Origin of the sequence: Singulisphaera sp. GP187, from assembly GCF_900129635.1 — a bacterium.
Lineage (GTDB): Bacteria > Planctomycetota > Planctomycetia > Isosphaerales > Isosphaeraceae > Singulisphaera.
In genome coordinates this window covers 94,101-111,732 of the sequence record NZ_FSRB01000001.1, presented here as the reverse complement: position 1 = coordinate 111,732, position 17,632 = coordinate 94,101, and the positions used below count along the sequence as shown (strand labels likewise).

At 65.7% G+C, this 17,632-nt stretch carries 14 protein-coding genes; 10 read left to right on the top strand and 4 right to left on the bottom strand.

The window, feature by feature from the left end; translation table 11 throughout:
• Positions 1-39: 39 nt before the first annotated feature.
• Positions 40-396, bottom strand: coding sequence for a DUF1634 domain-containing protein (locus tag BUS42_RS00380; protein WP_083670003.1), 357 nt, complete (start codon positions 394-396; stop codon positions 40-42).
• Positions 393-1,271 (bottom strand): sulfite exporter TauE/SafE family protein, encoded by an 879-nt coding sequence (locus BUS42_RS00375; protein WP_074304426.1) that lies wholly within the window; start codon positions 1,269-1,271, stop codon positions 393-395. The genes BUS42_RS00380 and BUS42_RS00375 overlap by 4 nt, the downstream gene beginning before the upstream one ends.
• Positions 1,272-1,398: 127 nt before the next feature.
• Here BUS42_RS00375 and BUS42_RS00370 point away from each other — a divergent pair, with 127 nt between their 5' ends.
• Both BUS42_RS00370 and BUS42_RS00365 read left to right on the top strand, forming a co-directional pair.
• A complete protein-coding gene (locus BUS42_RS00370; RefSeq protein ID WP_074304425.1) occupies positions 1,399-2,277 on the top strand; it encodes a DNA adenine methylase in 879 nt (292 codons plus the stop codon).
• A 74-nt stretch (positions 2,278-2,351) separates the two neighbouring features.
• Complete coding sequence (locus tag BUS42_RS00365) at positions 2,352-3,221, top strand: plasmid pRiA4b ORF-3 family protein (protein WP_074304424.1); 870 nt, start codon at positions 2,352-2,354, stop codon at positions 3,219-3,221.
• A gap of 19 nt (positions 3,222-3,240) precedes the next feature.
• Here the strand turns inward: BUS42_RS00365 and xseB are convergent, their stop codons facing one another.
• A complete protein-coding gene (xseB, locus tag BUS42_RS00360) occupies positions 3,241-3,552 on the bottom strand; it encodes an exodeoxyribonuclease VII small subunit (RefSeq protein WP_074304423.1) in 312 nt (103 codons plus the stop codon).
• Complete coding sequence (xseA, locus tag BUS42_RS00355) at positions 3,549-5,339, bottom strand: exodeoxyribonuclease VII large subunit (RefSeq protein ID WP_074304422.1); 1,791 nt, start codon at positions 5,337-5,339, stop codon at positions 3,549-3,551. The genes xseB and xseA overlap by 4 nt, the downstream gene beginning before the upstream one ends.
• Positions 5,340-5,764: 425 nt before the next feature.
• On the opposite strand from xseA, the gene BUS42_RS00350 reads away from it, so the two are divergent.
• The 8 genes from BUS42_RS00350 to BUS42_RS00310 all read left to right on the top strand — a co-directional run bounded on the left by BUS42_RS00350 (position 5,765) and on the right by BUS42_RS00310 (position 17,617).
• The gene (locus BUS42_RS00350; RefSeq protein WP_074304421.1) at positions 5,765-6,271 is read left to right on the top strand and encodes a VOC family protein; all 507 of its coding nucleotides are present in this window, start codon (positions 5,765-5,767) and stop codon (positions 6,269-6,271) included.
• A 607-nt stretch (positions 6,272-6,878) separates the two neighbouring features.
• The gene (locus BUS42_RS00340; RefSeq protein WP_074304419.1) at positions 6,879-8,996 is read left to right on the top strand and encodes an outer membrane protein assembly factor BamB family protein; all 2,118 of its coding nucleotides are present in this window, start codon (positions 6,879-6,881) and stop codon (positions 8,994-8,996) included.
• Positions 8,989-9,867, top strand: coding sequence for an SIMPL domain-containing protein (locus BUS42_RS00335; protein WP_074304418.1), 879 nt, complete (start codon positions 8,989-8,991; stop codon positions 9,865-9,867). Before BUS42_RS00340 ends, BUS42_RS00335 begins: the two co-directional genes overlap by 8 nt.
• On the top strand, positions 9,864-10,976 hold the full coding sequence (locus tag BUS42_RS00330) for a prenyltransferase/squalene oxidase repeat-containing protein (RefSeq protein WP_074304417.1): 1,113 nt from the start codon (positions 9,864-9,866) through the stop codon (positions 10,974-10,976). Before BUS42_RS00335 ends, BUS42_RS00330 begins: the two co-directional genes overlap by 4 nt.
• Positions 10,977-10,995: 19 nt before the next feature.
• Positions 10,996-12,042, top strand: coding sequence for an AAA family ATPase (locus tag BUS42_RS00325; RefSeq protein ID WP_074304416.1), 1,047 nt, complete (start codon positions 10,996-10,998; stop codon positions 12,040-12,042).
• On the top strand, positions 12,011-12,928 hold the full coding sequence (locus tag BUS42_RS00320; RefSeq protein ID WP_074304415.1) for a DUF58 domain-containing protein: 918 nt from the start codon (positions 12,011-12,013) through the stop codon (positions 12,926-12,928). Before BUS42_RS00325 ends, BUS42_RS00320 begins: the two co-directional genes overlap by 32 nt.
• A 3-nt stretch (positions 12,929-12,931) precedes the next feature.
• Entirely contained in the window at positions 12,932-15,100 is a 2,169-nt protein-coding gene (locus BUS42_RS00315; protein WP_074304414.1) for a BatA domain-containing protein, read from the top strand.
• A gap of 66 nt (positions 15,101-15,166) precedes the next feature.
• Positions 15,167-17,617 carry a vWA domain-containing protein gene (locus BUS42_RS00310; protein ID WP_074304413.1) on the top strand — a complete coding sequence of 817 codons (2,451 nt, stop codon included), beginning with the start codon at positions 15,167-15,169 and terminating at the stop codon, positions 17,615-17,617.
• Positions 17,618-17,632 lie beyond the last annotated feature (15 nt).

The following is a 17,632-nucleotide window of genomic DNA, read 5'->3' as shown; positions in this document are numbered from 1 at the left end:
TATCCAAGTGTCGAGAGGGCAGCAGGTTCGATTCCCGCCTCACCCGACCCCGAGGAAGAGGCTCAGGCCAAGCAATCCGAGAACGATCAACGCCACGGTCGAGAACCGTTTCTCGCCCGCCAGCCCCCATCCCAGTGCCAGGACGGCAACCCGAAGCCCTGGGGTGAGCATCAGGATCAGCAACCCCAACTCCAACAACGCGGTTCCCTCACCCGTGGACCCCCTTTGGAGCATGACGGCCAGGGCGGGTGGGCGCCCCTCGGGGCGGGCTTGGCCTCGCATGAGGACCAGGACCAGGCCGGCGACGAGCAGCAGTCCGCTCAGGGCCAGGCCCGCCAGGAGGCTTCGGTGGACCCAGTGCTCCAGCCGGCCCGTCCCCTCGTCCCGGGCCATCATCGCCTCCCCGCCATGGCTCGGGAGAGCATCTGAGCGGCGACGGCCGCCAGCAGCACCGCGAACAGCCGGCGCACCAAGGCGCCCCGGACCCGGCGGTTCAGGGCCGAGCCCGCCGCCGACCCGCCCAGTACGCCAAGCACCACGGCGGCCGTCAAGGCCGGTCGGACCTCGCCCCGCCCGTAGTAGAGAAACGCACTGGCGGCGGCGGTCACCCCGATCATGAAGTTGGAGGTCGCCGCCGCCGCCCGGATCGGTACGCCACAGAGCAAATGGAGCGCAGGCACCTTGAACACGCCGCCGCCGATCCCAAGCAGGCCCGAGAGGTTCCCGGCCAGGAAGGAAATCCCCAAGGCCGCCCCGAGGCGTCGGACCCGATACGCCACGAATCGCCCCTCCGTCTCATCGTAATACCAAGCGTCCAGGACTCCGAGCACGCGTTCAGGTGGCCCGATCAACGAGGGGTTCGCTCGTTCGCCCTCCGAGGCGACAGCCTCGTCGAGTTCCCCGCGTCCCCGCCACATCAACACGGCCGTTGGCAGCAGGACCAGGGCGAAGAGGCCCTCGAGGACTCGGGGCGCGAGCCAGGCGGCAGTCAGGCCCCCGGCAATCGCCCCCAGGGCGGTGCCCACCTCCAGCGTCATGCCCAGCCTCATGTTGGCCGTGCCTCGCTCGACGTTCGTGCTGGCCACCGCGCTGGAGGTGGCGATGACCGACACGATGCTGGTGGCCACGGCGTAGTGCATCGGTACGCCCAGGCCCAGCACCAGCACCGGAATCAGCAGAACGCCGCCACCGGTGCCGAGGACCGCCCCGAGCACCCCAGTGAACCCACCGGCCAGAACGATCCCGAGCACGCTCAGCAGAGTCAGGTCCATCGCTCAATTTCACCAGAACCGGCCACCGCGATACAATCCAATTGCACTCACTTCCCCGCCGACTAAGATGGAATCAAACAGAATAAAGGGAGAGAACCCGACACCACGACTTCGCAAGGGGGCAGCCGTGCCGCTTGGCGTGTTCGAGGAACCAGAATCACGACGCGTCAAGCCGTTCAAGAGCCAACTCCTCAAATGGGTCGGCAACAAGCAAAGATTTGCACACAATATCGTCTCTTACTTTCCGTCGCAATTCGGCACCTACTATGAACCGTTCATCGGCAGCGGGAGCGTGCTCGCCACGCTCGCCCCGGCCCAGGCCGTCGGCTCCGACGTGTTCCCGCCCCTGACCGAGATCTGGCAGACCCTTCACCGGGCCCCAGAGACGTTGATCCGATGGTACGCGGAGCGACGCGCGAGCATGATGGGCGGCGAGAAGGTCGCCCAGTACGAACGGATCAAGGCGTCGTTCAATGCAGCCCCCAACGCGGCCGACTTACTTTTCCTCTGCCGGTCCTGCTATGGTGGTGTCGTCCGGTTCCGCAAAAGAGACGGGTACATGTCGACGCGATGTGGTGTGCATACCCCGATTCCCGCCACCAAGTTCGCACTGCGCGTCCGCGAGTGGTCGCGCCGGACCGCCGGAACGACGTTCCTGCTTGCGGACTTCGAGGAAGCGATGAGCCAGGCCAAGGCGGGCGACTTCGTCTACTGCGACCCGCCCTACACCGACACCCAGGCCATCCTCTACGGCGCCCAGTCCTTTCGCCTTTCACGGCTGTTCCGGGTCATCGGCGAATGCAAGGCACGCGGCGTGAAGGTGGCGCTGAGCATCGACGGAACCAAGCGGACGGGCGAGAAGATTTGCGCGATTCCCATCCCCAACGACCTGTTCGAGCACGAGGCGCTGGTCAACTGCGGCCGGTCGATGCTCCGGCGGTTCCAGATGGGCGGGCAGTCGCTCGAGGGCGAGGTCGTGGCCGACCGCCTTTTGCTTACTTATTAAAAATCAAATTATCGCCATACAACCTACGGGAGTCGTAAAACACTTCATCAGGCTGAGCACGGCAGGAGGGACGCATGGCCAAGAAGACGGGTCCGAAGAAAGAGACCAAATCCGATTTCCTTCGCAACGCCCTCGGGAAGAATCCGAACCTCGACCACCACCAAATCAATTTGAGGTGGGTCAAGTCAGGCCACGCCGGGACGATCAGTAGCGCCTTGTACTATCACGTGCGCGCCGAGCTGGGGATCAAGACGGAGTGGACCTGGGTCCAGAGTTCGGAACCCGAGTCCACCGGTCTTGAGCCACCCGGCACAGTGGAAGTCGGCCGGGCCAAGTCCGCAACGTCTCGCTCCGCGAAAGCGCCTACCGAGGTCTACCAGGTGCGGGTCTCGCTGGTCGATTCGCAACCGACGATCTGGCGGCGAATCCAGGTCGCGGACTGCACGCTCGACACCCTCCACGAGCTCATCCAGACGGCGATGGGCTGGACCAACTCCCACCTGCACCACTTCGAGATCAACGACAAACTCTATGGCGACCCGATGCTCCTACGCGAAACTTTCGAGGACCTCAACTATGCCAACTCCACCACCACGATGCTGAGCGAAATCGTGCCTCAGAATGGCCGGCCGTTCCGGTTCACCTACGAGTACGACTTCGGGGACAGTTGGGAACACGCGGTCCTGTTCGAGGGACGCCTGCCCGCGGAACCAGGCCAGCGGTATCCCGTCTGCCTCGAAGGGGCACGCGCCTGCCCGCCCGAGGACGTGGGAGGCCTCTGGGGCTACGCCGAGTTCCTCGAAGCGATCGCCGACCCGGATCACGCAGAGCACAAGGAGATGTTGATCTGGGTTGGGGGCCACTTTGACCCCGAAGCGTTCGACCCGGCCCTCGCGACCAAGCGAATGAAGAAGGGCCTGCCGAACTGGCGTGAGCTCCGGTAGCGGGCGGCCGGCACGCCGTTCAGAACGCGGGGTCTTCGTCCTCTCGATCCGGTTCAGACCGCGTCGCCTTTCGCGCCTTCCGCACCCGTCCGTCACCATCCACCGGGACCGTTGAGTCCGCCACGGTCCCATCCTGCTGAAAGTATTGCCCCAAGGTGGCCTGCACCTTGTCCAGCCGGTCCTTGCAGATCGTGTACGCCTTCATCGCCTTCTCGACCTTCGGGACGAGCTGATCGATGTCCGGCTCATTCTGCCCGGAGAGCCAGTCGGCGGTCTCCTTCAAAACCTTGTAGTTCTTGTTGAAACTGGTGCTGTCCAGGTCGCTGCTCATCTAACGCGTCCCCCATCAAAATCTCGGTTGGCGACCGACACGTGCCCGTCGTGGAACTGCACGGTGAATTCCGCAATCCCAATCGCCCCCTGCCGGCTCGTGATCGGCCGGTTCGCCTCGTCCCGGACGATCGAGAAACCGCGGCGGAGCGTGGCCTGGGGACCGAGCCCGACGACGATCCGGGCATAGGTCTCCACACCGTGCTTCGCAGCCTCGGCCGTCGTGACGGCACGCACCGCCATGGCGCCGAGCGACTCTTCAAGATCACCCTGCGCCGTCTTGAACCAGCGGCCCGCGGCCCTGGCGAGTTGATTTTGGCGGTGCTCGAGCTCGGAGCCCGCCGCCTCGATCTTCGCCGTGGCCTGAAGCGCGATCGCGCTGGCCACCTTCTCGATCGTCGCGGTCTGGGTTCCGAGTTGAAGCTGAGAGCGGTGCGCGACCGACTCCATCGACTGCTTGAGGGTGAATTCCGCTTCGCTGACCGTTTGCTCCGCCTGATCCACCAGGCGGATCAACCCAGCCTCAAGGGACTGGCTCGCCTCGCGCAACTGGAAGTGGGTCGCGGTGCGAACCACGGCGAGGAACTTCCGTTGATCGTCCTCAGCCTGCTGGGTCATCGACCGAACGCCGGCTTCGAGCCGATCGGCCTGGGTGGCGAGCGCCGTACGCTCGCGGGTGAGGATCCGGGCAACTTGCAGTTTGACCTGGGCGAGCGCATTGATCGCCGCCAAGGCGTTGTCCCGGATCGTGGTGGTGAGGAAGAGGGCGACCTTCGACGGCGTATCGAACCGGCGATGAGCGACCTCATCGAGGATCGTCGAATCGCGCTCGTGCCCGATCCCGGTCAGAACAGGGATGGGCGAACGACAGACCAGCCGGGCCAGTTCGAGGTCGTTGAGCCAGGCCAGGTCCGTGACCGACCCGCCTCCCCGGATGATGACCAAGACGTCGAACGGGCGCTGGCGGTGGGCGGCGAGCGCCTCATTCAAAGCCGAACGGATCGAGGACGGCGCGTTCACTCCCTGAAAGGTCGCCCCGAAGAAGAGGAATTCGCAGAGCCCGGCGTGGTGGAGCCGGTCGGTCTCGCGCCGGAAGTCGCCCAGGCCGGCGGAGCTCTCGGGACTGATGACGGCGACCCGGACGAACTCGACCGGCGCAGGAAGACCCTGGTTCTGGTCGTACAGCGCTTCCCTGACCAGCCATTCCCGAATCCGGGCGAGCTTGGCGGCGAGATCGCCGACCGTGTAGGCTGGATCCACGTCCTCAATGATCAGGTCGAGACCGAAAAGCGGGTCGAACCGGATCCTGACCAGGCAAAGAATCTTGATATCAGGCTTCAATCCCTCGCCGGTCGCCTCGATGAACTTCTGCGTGATCGCCGCGGCCCGACTCTTCCAGATGACCGACTTCGACTGGGCGAGAATGTCGCCCTGCTCGTTGCGCTGGGTCAACTTCGGATAGAGATTGCCGTTCTTGCCCGACAGCTCACTAATCTCGGCCCGGACCCAGACCGCGGTCGGTAGGCCCTCCTCGATCACCCCTCTCACCTGGGACAATAAATCCGAGAGGGAGATGCCCTTCTCGGATTCCTCGTCGGGGTTGGCGATCGCGACGGAGAAAGTCGGGGCTCTGGCGTCTTTGGGGACCCAACGTTTGAGGTGATCGAGGTCGGCTCCCGGCGGGGCGTACCAGAGCTTTTTCTGGGAATCCCAGCGTGCCCCAAGGGCCTTGGCGTCCTCCTTCTCGACGAAGGGGACCCGCAAATCGACACGGGGGTTGAACGTCATTCGGATCGCTTCAGGAGACCAAGCTTCGCCACCCTGCGAAACAACGCCGCCATCGAAGCACAGTCCCGCGATCGGGTCAACGCGAACCGTTGCAAAACAGGGCCGGAGCGAAGATTTCGATCCCCCGCGTATTGCCTAAGTCCCCTGAACGCCAAACTCCGTTCCGTCCCGAAGGCGATTGTCAACATGTTGACGACCTTGCCCGTTTTCAGAAAGACGGGGCCACTCACCTTGGACGCAGGGTCCCGTCCCTCTCATGTCTTGACAAGGTCGAACATGAGTTTCATTCCCGGTTCTTGACGATCGCCCCGTCCAGGCTGGAAAACAGAACTGTCGACACGATTGTGCCCGCAACGGTCGCGCGGCGCGACCGGGATCTCGCTCGATCGAGACCGTGCTTTTCTCGCCAGGAGCGACACTTTCTCATGAATCAAAACACAAATATTCCGCCCATTGATCCGGGCGTACGAATCGGCCACATCCACCTGAAGGTCGCCGATCTGGATCGGGCGTTGGGATTTTACCGCGGCGTTCTTGGGTTTGAACTGACCCAGCGATTCGGGGGCCAGGCGGCGTTCCTCTCGGCGGGGGGTTATCATCACCATATTGGCTTGAACACATGGGAGAGCGATGGTGGGTCCCCCCCCTCGCCCGGCACCACCGGCCTGTATCACCTCGCGATCCTCTACCCGACAAGGGCCGCGCTGGCGAAAGCGTTAAGGCGTGTGCTGGCGGCGGGCATCCCGCTCGACGGGGCCAGCGACCATGGGGTGAGCGAAGCACTCTACCTCCGGGACCCGGACCAGAACGGCGTCGAACTGTACTGGGATCGGCCCCAGGAACAGTGGCCCCGGACTCCAGACGGAAACCTGAACATGTTCACCCGACGACTCGACTTGGAGGCTCTGTGGCAAGAAGGGATCGCTCCCTGACTACGGGTGCTCAGAACCAAAAGCAATCGAGGCGAAATCGACCGAGGATCGGACGTCGCTTGGCACCCGCGGTTTTCGACTGGCTGAGACCGAGACTTCAAGACGAAGCCAGAATGCGCGCGGAACGACCGCAAACTCAAGAGAGGGAACGCCATGGATCCGGACGCCGCGCGAACGCATCACCATGACATGGCAACAGGATTCGCTTCAGATCCGGATTTCGTGAACCAAACGGTCCTAAGCCTTGCTAAAAATCCGAGTCCGACCGTCGTCCTGAACGGGTCGGAACAGCGATTCCGGCGCGTCCCTAAACCTGTTTTCTCAAAATGGTTAGGCGCGGTCGCCCCTCGGCCGGAAACGGTTCAGAGAGGGGGGCTGGTGGTTCGGTTCGCGTGGTGCGTTGAGATTTCTTAAGGAATTCACTTGCAATTGACTCCGACCTTCGACGAAAGTAAGACGAACTTCCGAGAGTCGATCTAAAACATCTGATCGTGGCCAAGGCGAAACTCAGAGAATTGGCCTGCGGTGGTTCGTCGAGCCGTCGACTCCGACGTCGCGACGTTTCATGTGCCGATTGAGCCAATAAATCCTAGAACAATGGAGTGACATGAAAGTCGTACGTTTTACGATCATGACACTCTTGTGGTTTCCGGCACTCGTGCTCGGGCAGGCCAAAGAGGACGATCCCGAGAAGGTCACGAACGACCGGCCGGATCGTCCCCTGCAAATGCCGCCCGCTTCCAGCGAGGTGAAGGAAGCGTTCGATGATTACGACCGGTTCCGCAGGCGGGGAGCCTGGGAACGCGCGTTGAAGTCGCTCTACTCGATTCCCGACGCCCAGGCGCTCCGGTTCGTCGACGGCCAGAAGGGGTTTATCATTCCGGTCGCCCGCAAGCGCCGCGATGTGCTCGGCGAACTCTCGCCCGAGGGCCAGGTCGCCTATCGCCTCTTCTACGACGATGAGGCGAAAAAGTTGTTCGACGAGGCCGAGGGGCCGACCGAACTGAAGACGCTGGAACGGATCTACTCAGCCTATTTCCCCACGACCATCGGCGACAACGCGGCCGATCGCCTGGGTGACCTCTACTTCGAGATGGGACGGTTTGACCGGGCGGCCGACTGCTGGCTGGCCGTGCTCCGGGAACGCCCCGACACCGACCTCTCCCCGGCCCTGATCGCGGTCAAGGCAGCTCTCGCTCTCGCTCGCGCGGGGCGGCAGGCGGAGATCGTCGCGCTCCGTCGCGACCTGGCCGATCGCTATGCCGGGGAGAAAGTGACGCTCGGCGGGCAAACCGCTCCGGCCGCCGAGCATCTGACCCGCTACCTGGGTGAGGGGACTTCGAAGCACCAGGCGGCCAAGGATCTCGCCCCGGCGGGGTCGGCCGGACGGTCGGAGGCAGGGCCCAACCTCTCGAAAACCATCCCCGCCGTCTGGCAAATGCGGTTCAGCGAGTCGGTGGTCGCCGGGATGACCCCCGCGGAACAGACCCAATGGCACGCGAATCCGCTGAGCGGCGCGATTCCGGCCGTGGCGGTCGACGGGTCACGGCTCTACGCGAATTTCCTGGGATACATCTTCGCGCTCGACCTCAACACCGGCAAGCTGATCTGGCGCTCGGCATCGTTCCACAACCTCGATATCCCGGCAACGCAAAATCAAGCCCGGATGATCAACCCCGCCCGGTTTACGATGGTGGCCTCGAAAAGCCATCTCTGGACCTTGACCCGGGACCTCAATGATCCGAACCAGATGGCCCCGTTCCGCCTGGTCTGCCGACGGACCGATGATGGGGACGTCGTCTGGCAGACGACGTCTCTGCCCGACTACGCCCAGGTCGACCTCGTCGGAGCGCCGATCCTGGTCGGCGGCACGCTGTTCGTCGCGGCCAAGACCCCGATGAATCAGCAGCAGGGCCAGCCCCAACAGTATGTCCTGGCGATCCGGGCCCACGACGGCAAACTGCTCTGGAAGACAGAAATCGGGGTCTCGCGACAAGGGCAGCAGTATTTTTATTATGGGATGAGCGATACGTCGCCCCAGCCACGGCTGTTCCACCAGGCCGGAGCGGTCTACGTCGACACGCACGTCGGCGTCCTCGCGCGGCTGGACGCCGAATCGGGGGACCTCGATTGGGGCTACGGCTACAAGACGGACCCGCCCGACTCCATGAACCGGTTCTTTTACCGGATGACGGACACCGAGCCGACGACCGCCAGCAGCACGCCGGTTCGGTCCGGCGAGGCCTTGTTCGCCAAAGGGACGAAGTCGGAGCATATCTACGCGATTGACTCGGATCAGATGAAGCTGCTGTGGGACCGGCCGATCGCCAAGTCGGCGCGGATCGTCGGCGTCGACGACCAGGCCCTATACCTCGGCGGCCCCGAGCTCAGCGCCTTGGATCTCCGCACTCGGAAGCTGGTCTGGGCGACCCGCGTGCCAGGCGGCAGTGCGGAAAACCAGGTCCTCGTCCGACCGGGCGGCCTCTGGCAGCTCACCCCGCGCGGAATCTTTGAGATCAACCCCAAGACGGGCGAAGTCCGACGGATCTTCCGGGGCGACGACACCGGCTCGGACGGGGGCGATCTGTACCTGAACGGACCTTTACTTCTGGCGGTCACCAACCGCACCATTTCGGCCTACCCGATCGTGACGCCCGCGGCCGTGGCCGTCGGTGGTGTCGACGCGGGCCCGGCGACCCCCAAGACGAGGATATCGGATGACTAGGTCGAGCATCGCGGTCATCGTCGTGGCGCTGGCGCTCACCGGGGCGTCGCGTCCGGCCTGGGCCCAGTATTTCGGACAAGGCTCGGAGGGGAACTTTCAGGGGTTCGCCGTCACCGGCAAAGGATCGGTCTCGGCCAAGCCGAACCGGCTGGAGATCGACATCGAGGTCACCGCCTCTTCGGAACTGACCGCCGACGCGATCGTCAAATACCGAGACGCCAAACGACGGCTTCAGGAGGCGTTCGTCGCCCTCAAGCTCGACAACGTCACGGTGGAGGAGCGGGGCCTGCACGTCGACCAGAAGGGGGCCCAGTTTAACCCCTACTTCTTCGACTCCCAGCCCAGTCGCAAGGCTAAGACGGAAGTCCAGCTCACCCGGAAGCTGATTATCAAATGTTCAAACATCCGCAAACTGGATGAAGAAGCGCTGTTGCAGCTCGTCGCCAAGCTGCTCGATGTCGCCCAGGACGCGGGGGGGAAGGTCGGGTCCACTCAGGACCCCTACGCCGCCTATTACTACGGCCGCTTCAATCAATCGAACGGGCTCGTCCGGTTCATCCTCGACGACTTCGACAAATTGGAGGAAGAGGCGTACGGCAAGGCGATCGCCGACGCCGAGACGCAGGCGCAACGGTTGGCGAAGCTGAGCCGCGCCAAGCTGGGACCGGTGGCCGGGGTTCGCGTCAGCACGTCGCCGGGCGATAAACCGTCCTCGCCCTACAACTACGGGCCGCCCCAAGACGACGAGACGCCGGCACAAAAGCGTCTGGAATCCGCGCGGTTCGAGGCGATCCCGGTGCGGGTCGTGCTGATGGTCCGCTTCGACTCGACGCCGATTCCGGTGGAAACCGGGAGGGCCTCGACCCAATGAGTCCGCGAACCACAGACGGAGATCGGCGGTTGTTGCTCCGCCGCGCCTTCTTGCAGGGCTGCGGCACGGCCCCCCTGGCCGGGGCGGGGCTGCTCGGACTCGGCCCCCTCGCTACCCGCTACCTCGGGGCGCAAGAGAAAGAGGTGCTCCCCAAGCACGTGACGTCCGAGGCGTTGCGGGCCGTGACCAAGGGCCTGGACTACCTCGCCGCGCAGCAGGCCGACGACGGGTCTTGGATCACCGGCGGCGGCCAGGCGTACCCGGTCGCCATGACCGGCCTGGCCGGAACCGCCTTCCTGGCCCACGGCAACTCGCCGACCCGGGGCAAATACTCGCGGAACGTCCAAGGGGCCGTCGAATTCCTCGTCCGCTGCGCCACGCCGACCGGCCTGATTACCGGGCCGTCGCAGGACAGCGGACAGCCGATGCATGGGCACGGCTTCGCCTTGATGTTTCTGGCGTCGGTCTACGGCATGATCACCAAGGAGTCGCTCCGCCGCCAGGTCGGCGAGACGGTCCGCAAGGCGGTGACACTCACCAGCCAGGGCCAGAGCAGCGCAGGGGGCTGGACTTACATTCCCGGCGGCGGGGACGAAGGTTCGGTCACGGTGACCCAGGTGCAAGCGCTGCGGGCCGCGCAGAACTCGGGGTTCCTCGTCCCCAAGGCCGTGATCGACGAGGCCGCGAACTACCTCGAAAAGTGCCGAACGCCCGAAGGGGGGATCCAGTACTCGCTTTCCGCCGGGGGCGGACCGCGGCTCGCGATCTCGGCGGCCGCCGTGGCCACCCTCTACAACGCCGGCCAGTTCGAGAGCCCGATCGCGACCGACTGCTTGAAATACGTCTGGGGCCAGTTCCGGGCCAGCGAAGGCTGGAACAAAGGGGGGGGCCACGCGTTCTACTCCCACCTCTACGCCGCCCAAGGATTCTACATGGCGGGCGATGAGTACTGGGACAAGTACTTCCCCGCCACCCGCGACCAGTTGATCGCCATGCAGGGGGGCGACGGCTCGTGGAACGGCGACGGGATCGGACAGGTCTACGGGACCGCGATCGCCGTCGTCATCCTGCAACTTCCGTACAAATACTTACCTGTCTTTCAGCGCTGAGAAGGAAGGGGACGCGATCTTGAGTACCGCGACCGAGGATCTCGACCTCGCCGAACTGGACGAACTGCGCACCGCCCACCAACAGATCCGCCAGCAAATCGCTCGGCAGATCGTGGGCCAGGACGACGTCGTCGATCAACTGCTGATCGCCGTCTTCGCCCGCGGACATTGCATCCTCGAAGGGGTCCCCGGCCTCGCCAAGACCTTGATGGTCAACTCCCTGGCGCGGTCGCTCTCGCTCGAGTTCAACCGGATCCAGTTCACGCCCGACCTGATGCCCAGCGACATCACCGGCACCGAGGTCCTCTACGAAGACCGGACCACGGGCGCCCGGGAATTGCGGTTCGTCCACGGACCGATCTTCGCCAACCTGATCCTGGCCGACGAGATCAACCGGACACCCCCGAAAACCCAGGCCGCGCTGCTCGAGGCGATGCAGGAACGGCAAGTGACCGTCGGCGGCCACCGCCACCCGCTCCCCGACCCCTTCTTCGTCCTGGCGACCCAGAACCCGATCGAACAAGAAGGGACGTACCCGCTCCCCGAGGCCCAGCTCGACCGGTTCCTGTTCAAGATCTTCATCAACTACCCCACGCCCGACGAAGAGCGGCGGATCTACCGGATCACCACCGGCGTGGAACAGCCGGAGATCACCCCACTCATCTCCGGCGAACGGATCGCGACCCTGCAACGCCTGGTCCGGCGGGTGCCGGTCTCGGATCAGTGCATCGACTATTCGATGGACCTGGTCCGGGCGACCCGCGGCCCCGAGCACGGCGGCCCCAAATATGTCGGTGATTGGGTCTCCTGGGGCGCGGGGCCTCGCGCCGGGCAGTCCCTGATCCTCGCCTCGAAGGCACGCGCCGCCCTGGCGGGTCGGCCGAGCGTCTCGATCGACGACATTCAGACCGTGGCCCGGCCGGTGCTCCGGCACCGGATCGTGATCAACTACAACGCGCAGGCCGCCGGCGAGTCGAGTGACTCGATCATCAAGAGGCTCCTGGAAGACATCCCGGTCCGGAAGGGAGCCGCCGATGCCGCCGTCGCGGACGTATTCCGATCCTGACGCCATCGCCCAGATCGCCGACCTGACCCTGCGATCGCGTCGGCTCGCCGAGGGGGGGATCAGCGGCCAACACCGCAGTCCCTTCCACGGGTTTAACATTGAGTTCGCGTCGTACCGGGAATATACGCCCGGTGACGACCTGCGCCGGCTCGACTGGCGGGTGTTCGCCCGGTCCGATCGTCACTACATCAAACAATATGAAGAAGAGAGCAACGCCCGGGTTACGTTCGTCGTCGACGCCAGCGCGTCGATGAACTATCGAGGGTCGAAAGCCGCCCTCTCGAAGTACGACTATGGCGCGACCCTGGTCGTCACGCTCGCCATGCTCCTGGCGCGGCAGCAAGACCCGGTCGGCCTCGTCCTGTTCGATGAGGAGGCGGGGACCGTGCTCACGCCGAGCGCGACCCAGTCGCAAGTCACCGTGATGTCGGGGCTCTTGGAAAAGTGCGTGCCGGGCCGGAAGACCGAGCTCGGCGGCATGCTCCGCTCGCTCGCGGGCCGGATCCGCCGCCGCGGCCTGCTCGTCATCGTCTCCGACCTGTTCACGGACCTGGACGCCGTGTACGACAGCCTCAATCGCCTGCGGTTCCAAGGGCACGAGGTGCTTGTGTTGCAAGTGCTCGACCGCGACGAAACCGACTTGCCGTTCGACGGGCCCACCCTCTTCCGCGATATCGAAGGGGACGAAGAGCTGTACGCCGAGCCCGGGGCGTTTCGCCTGGCCTACCGCCGCGCGATGGATGAGTTTCTCAACGGTGTCAGCCAAGAATGTGGCGCTCGCGGGTACGACCATGTCCGGTTCTTCACCGACACACCCCTGAGCGAGTCACTCAGCTCCTTCCTGCACGCGCGGCAGGAAGCGGGCGGGACAGGTGGGCGGTCCTAAACCATGTTCACTTTTTTGAGTCCACTGCTGATCTGGGGCACGCTGCTCGGCGCTATCCCCATCATCATCCACCTGCTGAACCGCCGCCGGTTCCGCCGGGTGGAATGGGCGCCGATGCGCTACCTGAAACTCACCATCCAGCGCAACCGGCGGCGGATCCAGATCGAGCAACTACTCCTGCTCCTGCTCCGGATCGCCCTGCCCGTGCTCTTGTTCTTCTTCCTCGCTCGCCCGCTGGTCAACCCGACTGGCCTCGAGCGCTGGCTCGGCGGCGGCGGGCGGACCAGCCACGTGATCCTGGTCGATGACTCGCTGAGCATGGGCTACGCCTCCGACGGCCCCCCTGCGTTCCACCGCGCCCGTGAAGTGGCCGGCGCGCTGCTCGCCGCCACCCGGCCGGGGGACCGCTGTACGCTCGTCGCGACCTCCGCCCCCCGCGTCCCCGTCTTCCTCGAAGTCGAAGGGACGCGCCGCGCGGAGCTCTCGGGCGACGCCCTCGCGCTCCCCCAGACCGAGACCCACGCCGCCTGGCCGGCCGTGCTGGCCGGGGTCGATGGGGTCCTGCAATCGTGTACCTATCCCACCCGGCAACTCACGATCGTCACCGACCTTCGTAAAGCAGGCTGGGACGCGGGTGTTTCCGCGATCGCCCGCCGCTGGAACGAACAGGGGCTTCACGTCCGCGTGGTGGACGTCGGGGCCGACGAAGTGGCCAACGTCGCGTTGGAGTCTCTGGTGCCGCTCGACCGGACCATTTTGGCCGGCGCGGAGAGCCGCTGGGAGGCCCTGATTCGCAACGCCTCCCCACGGGTGATCACCGGGGCCAAGGCGATCCTCCGGGTCGACGATCGGCCGATCGAGCTGACCTTGCCGGAGATCGCGCCCCGACAGGCCGCGAAGGTGCCGCTGACGGTTCGCTTTCCGGGGAGCGGGCCGCACGACCTCTCGCTCCAGCTCCCCGAGGACGAACTGCCGGGGGACAACCAGCAGTGGGCCGCGATCCCGGTCAAGGACTCGCTCCTGATCCGCCTGGTGGACGGTGACCCGTCGTCGGAACCGTTCGGGTCCGAGGTGGATTACCTCGCCGCCCCCTTGTCGATCGGGGTCGGCGACGCCGAGGCCTGGCGCGTCGAGACGGTCCAGGAGGAGGATTTTCTCTCGCCCCGGCTCGAACCGGCCGACGTGCTCGTCCTCGCGAACGTCACGGCCCCCACGACCGAACAGGCCAACCAGTTGGCCCGGCTCGTCCGTGCTGGAATGGGGCTTATGGTTTTCACCGGCGCCAAGCTCGATCACGGGCTCTACAACGACCTGCTCTATCGCAATCCGAACGGCGAGAAGCTGCTCCCGTTCCCCTTGAAGGGGCAACTTGACGGCGAGATCCGTGGCCTGTTCATCGAGGCGGTTCGACCGTCGCCGATCGAGAAGCTGCTGGAGCTCCGTCCCTCCGCGCTCGAACGCGTGACGGCCCGGCAGATCATGACGGTGGGGGAAGAGAGCGACGAGGGGAAGGTCCGGGTGCTCGCCCGCTGGAACGACGTGGTCCGTTCGCCCGCGGTGATCGAGCGGATCGTCGGCGACGGCCGGGTCCTGCTCTGGACGAGCACGGCCGACCGGGTCGGGAACGACTGGCCGATCGAGCCGAGCTTCGTCCTGGCGATCCGCGAAGCCGTCCGCGGGACCGCGCGGCCGACCTCGCTGGCGAACACCGTTATGGCCGGCGACCGGCCCCGCCGGGTCGTTCGCTCGAGCCAGCAAGTCGCGAACGTCAAAGTCACCCCGCCCGGCGCGGGCGAACCGCAATCGCTGGCGGCCGTCCCGCTCGCCAGTAAAGGGGCGGACGACCTCGGCCCGGCCGTGGCGATCGACCTGCCCGACACCAGGCGCGCCGGGCTCTACCGGGTGACCTGGGATGAGGGTTCGCTCGGGACCCAGCAAGACCTGTTCGCGGCCAACCCGGACCGCCGTGAGAGTGCGCTCGCTCGGATCAAGACCCAAGATCTCAAGGCGATGTTGCAGCCCTTGAAGTTGGAGGTCGCCTCGGCCCGGGGCGACGGTATCGACGCGTTTTCGGCGACTGGTCAAGAGATCTGGCATCAGCTCGCCTGGGGACTCCTCGGGCTCCTGATCCTCGAGCCGATCCTGGCGACCTGGGTCGGTCGCTCGCGTTGACGCGAACGCGGACACCGACGGCCGCGACATCGACATCCCGATCTTCTTTCAGTCAGGCGGAGGGTTATGAGCAGCATCTGGAAGTGGCTCCTGGGAATCGACCGATCGCCCGGCGAGGTTGCGCCCGGAGGCAGCACCCGGCTGGAGCTCTCGGCCCTGCCCGACGGGAGCGCAGCCCTCGCGACCCTGCTGACGGCGGTGGCGCTCTCGGTCCTCCTCTGGCAGCTCTACCGCCGCGAACGGCGCGACCTCTCGCAGTCGAGGCGAACCCTGCTGGTCGGTCTCCGCCTGCTCGTCCTGGTGGCGGTCGCGGTCATGCTCATCGAGCCGGTCCTGGTCACGATCCGCCGCGAGACCGTGCCCTCGCACTTGCCGGTGATCATCGACGACTCGGAGAGCATGCGGTTCGCCGACCCGTACACTGACGAAACGAAGGCGGCCGAGGTCGCCGCCGCGCTCCGACTCCGGTCCGAAGGGGGGAAGTCGCCCGTCGACCGGCTCCGGGAGACACCGAGGCTCGACCTGGTCAAGACGTCACTTCGCCCCAACCTCGAGAAGCTCGGGCGGGGTCGGGAGCTCTTCGTTTATGACCTCGAGTCGGGAGCCCGGACCGGGGCCGCCAGCCCGTCGCGGGGCCGAAAGCTCGATGACCTCAAGCCGAACCGGGGCGTCTCGCCGCTGGGCGATGCGCTTCGGGACGTCCTGGCGTCACACCGCGGCCGGCCGGTGGCCGGGATCGTGCTGGTGACCGACGGTCGATCGAACGCCGGGGAAGATCCGCTCAAGGCCGTGGAAGCGGCGATCCGCCAGGGGATCCCGGTCTTCCCGATCGCCGCCGGCGCCGAGGAGGGGCCGCGGAACATCCGGCTCGCCGAGGTTGAGGCCAGCCCGGTCGTCTTCGCCCGCGACCCGATGACGGTGGGCGTCGTGATCGAGGCCCGCGGGCTCAAGGACGCCGAGGGGACGGTGACGCTCGAGCAACGGATCAACGGCAATGACTGGGAACCGGTCGGTGACCAGCGGGTGGCCCTGGGTGAAGACGGCGTGCTCAAGCGAACGACGTTCCGGATCATCCCCAAGGTGGTCGGCCAGTACGAGTTTCGCGCCCGGGTCGGGGAGGCCGGCCCGGAGCTCACCCTGGAGGACAACGTCGCGACCGCCCCGGTGCGGGTCGTTCGCCAGCAGATCCGGCTCTTGATGATCGCTGGGTCGCCGTCGCCGGAGTTTCAGTTTCTCCGCAACGCGCTTCAGCGCGACCAGCATGTTGAGTCCGGCATCTGGCTCCAACACGCCGACCCGGGCTACAAGCAAGGCGGCGACCGGCCCATTCAGCGCCTGCCCAGCGACGCGGAGGAACTGGGCCGCTACGACGCCCTCCTCCTGGTCGACCCGGACATGCGGACCCTCGGCACCCAGTGGCCCGAGATGATCATCAACTTCGTCGGCAAGGACGGCGGCGGCCTGATCTTCGTCCCGGGGGAACTCTATTCCCAGCAGCTCTTTGAGACCGACGACGCCGAGTCGGAAGGGGGGAAATGGACCCGCCTCTTGCCCGTCGTCCGCGAGCCCGGCCTGTTCCGGACCGAGGCGCAGGTCCGCTTGAGTACGCAAACCACCTACCTGCTCGAACTGACACCCGAGGGGCGGGGCGACCCGATCTTCGAGTTCAACCCCGACCCGATCCGGAATCGAGCGATCCTGACGAGTCTGCCGGGCATGTACTGGAGCTTCCCCGTCACCCGGGCCCGCCCCGGGGCAACGGTCCTCGCCCGCCACGGCGACCCGCGGATGCAGAACCAGTACGGCCGGCACGTCCTGCTCGCCTCGCAGCTTTATGGCCCGGGGCGCACGGTCTTCATCGGGTTCGATAGCACGTACCGCTGGCGCTATCTCTCGGAGGACTACTTCGATGGCTTCTGGGCGCGGCTGGTCGACCGGGTCGGCCGGAACAAGGCGCTCGGGGGTCGGTTCCCGTTCCAGGTGCACCTGGGCAAGTCGGCCTATCGGGTCGGCGATCAAGTGTCGGTCGGGGTCCGGTTTACCGAGGCCGCCGCGGTGGCCGAGGCGTCCGGCCTGGCCGCCGAGCTCGAGATTGGCGACCAACCCGCCGAGCCGATCCACTTCGAACGTGCGGTCGACGACGCCGAGCTGCTCACCGCAACCTTCCCGGCCGAGAAGGCGGGGTCTTACTCGTTGAAGATCACCCCGGCGACCGGCGCCGAGGAGGGATCGACGGTCCGGGTCTCGACCACAACCTTCCGGGTCGAGCCACCGAGGCGTGAGATCGACGAGCCGTCGCTGAACCGGCCGCTCCTGGCCGACCTCGCCCGGCTCACCAAAGGGAAAGTCTTCGACCTGCCGAGCGTCAGCAAGCTCGACGACGCGATCGCGATGCGTGAGGTCACGCGCACCTTGGAGGATCGCGAAGAGTTGTGGGACGCCCCCCTGCTCTATGCGACGATCGTGCTCGGCCTGACCTCCGAGTGGGTGCTCCGCAAAGTGTTCCGGATGGTCTGAGTCCAGGATCGGACC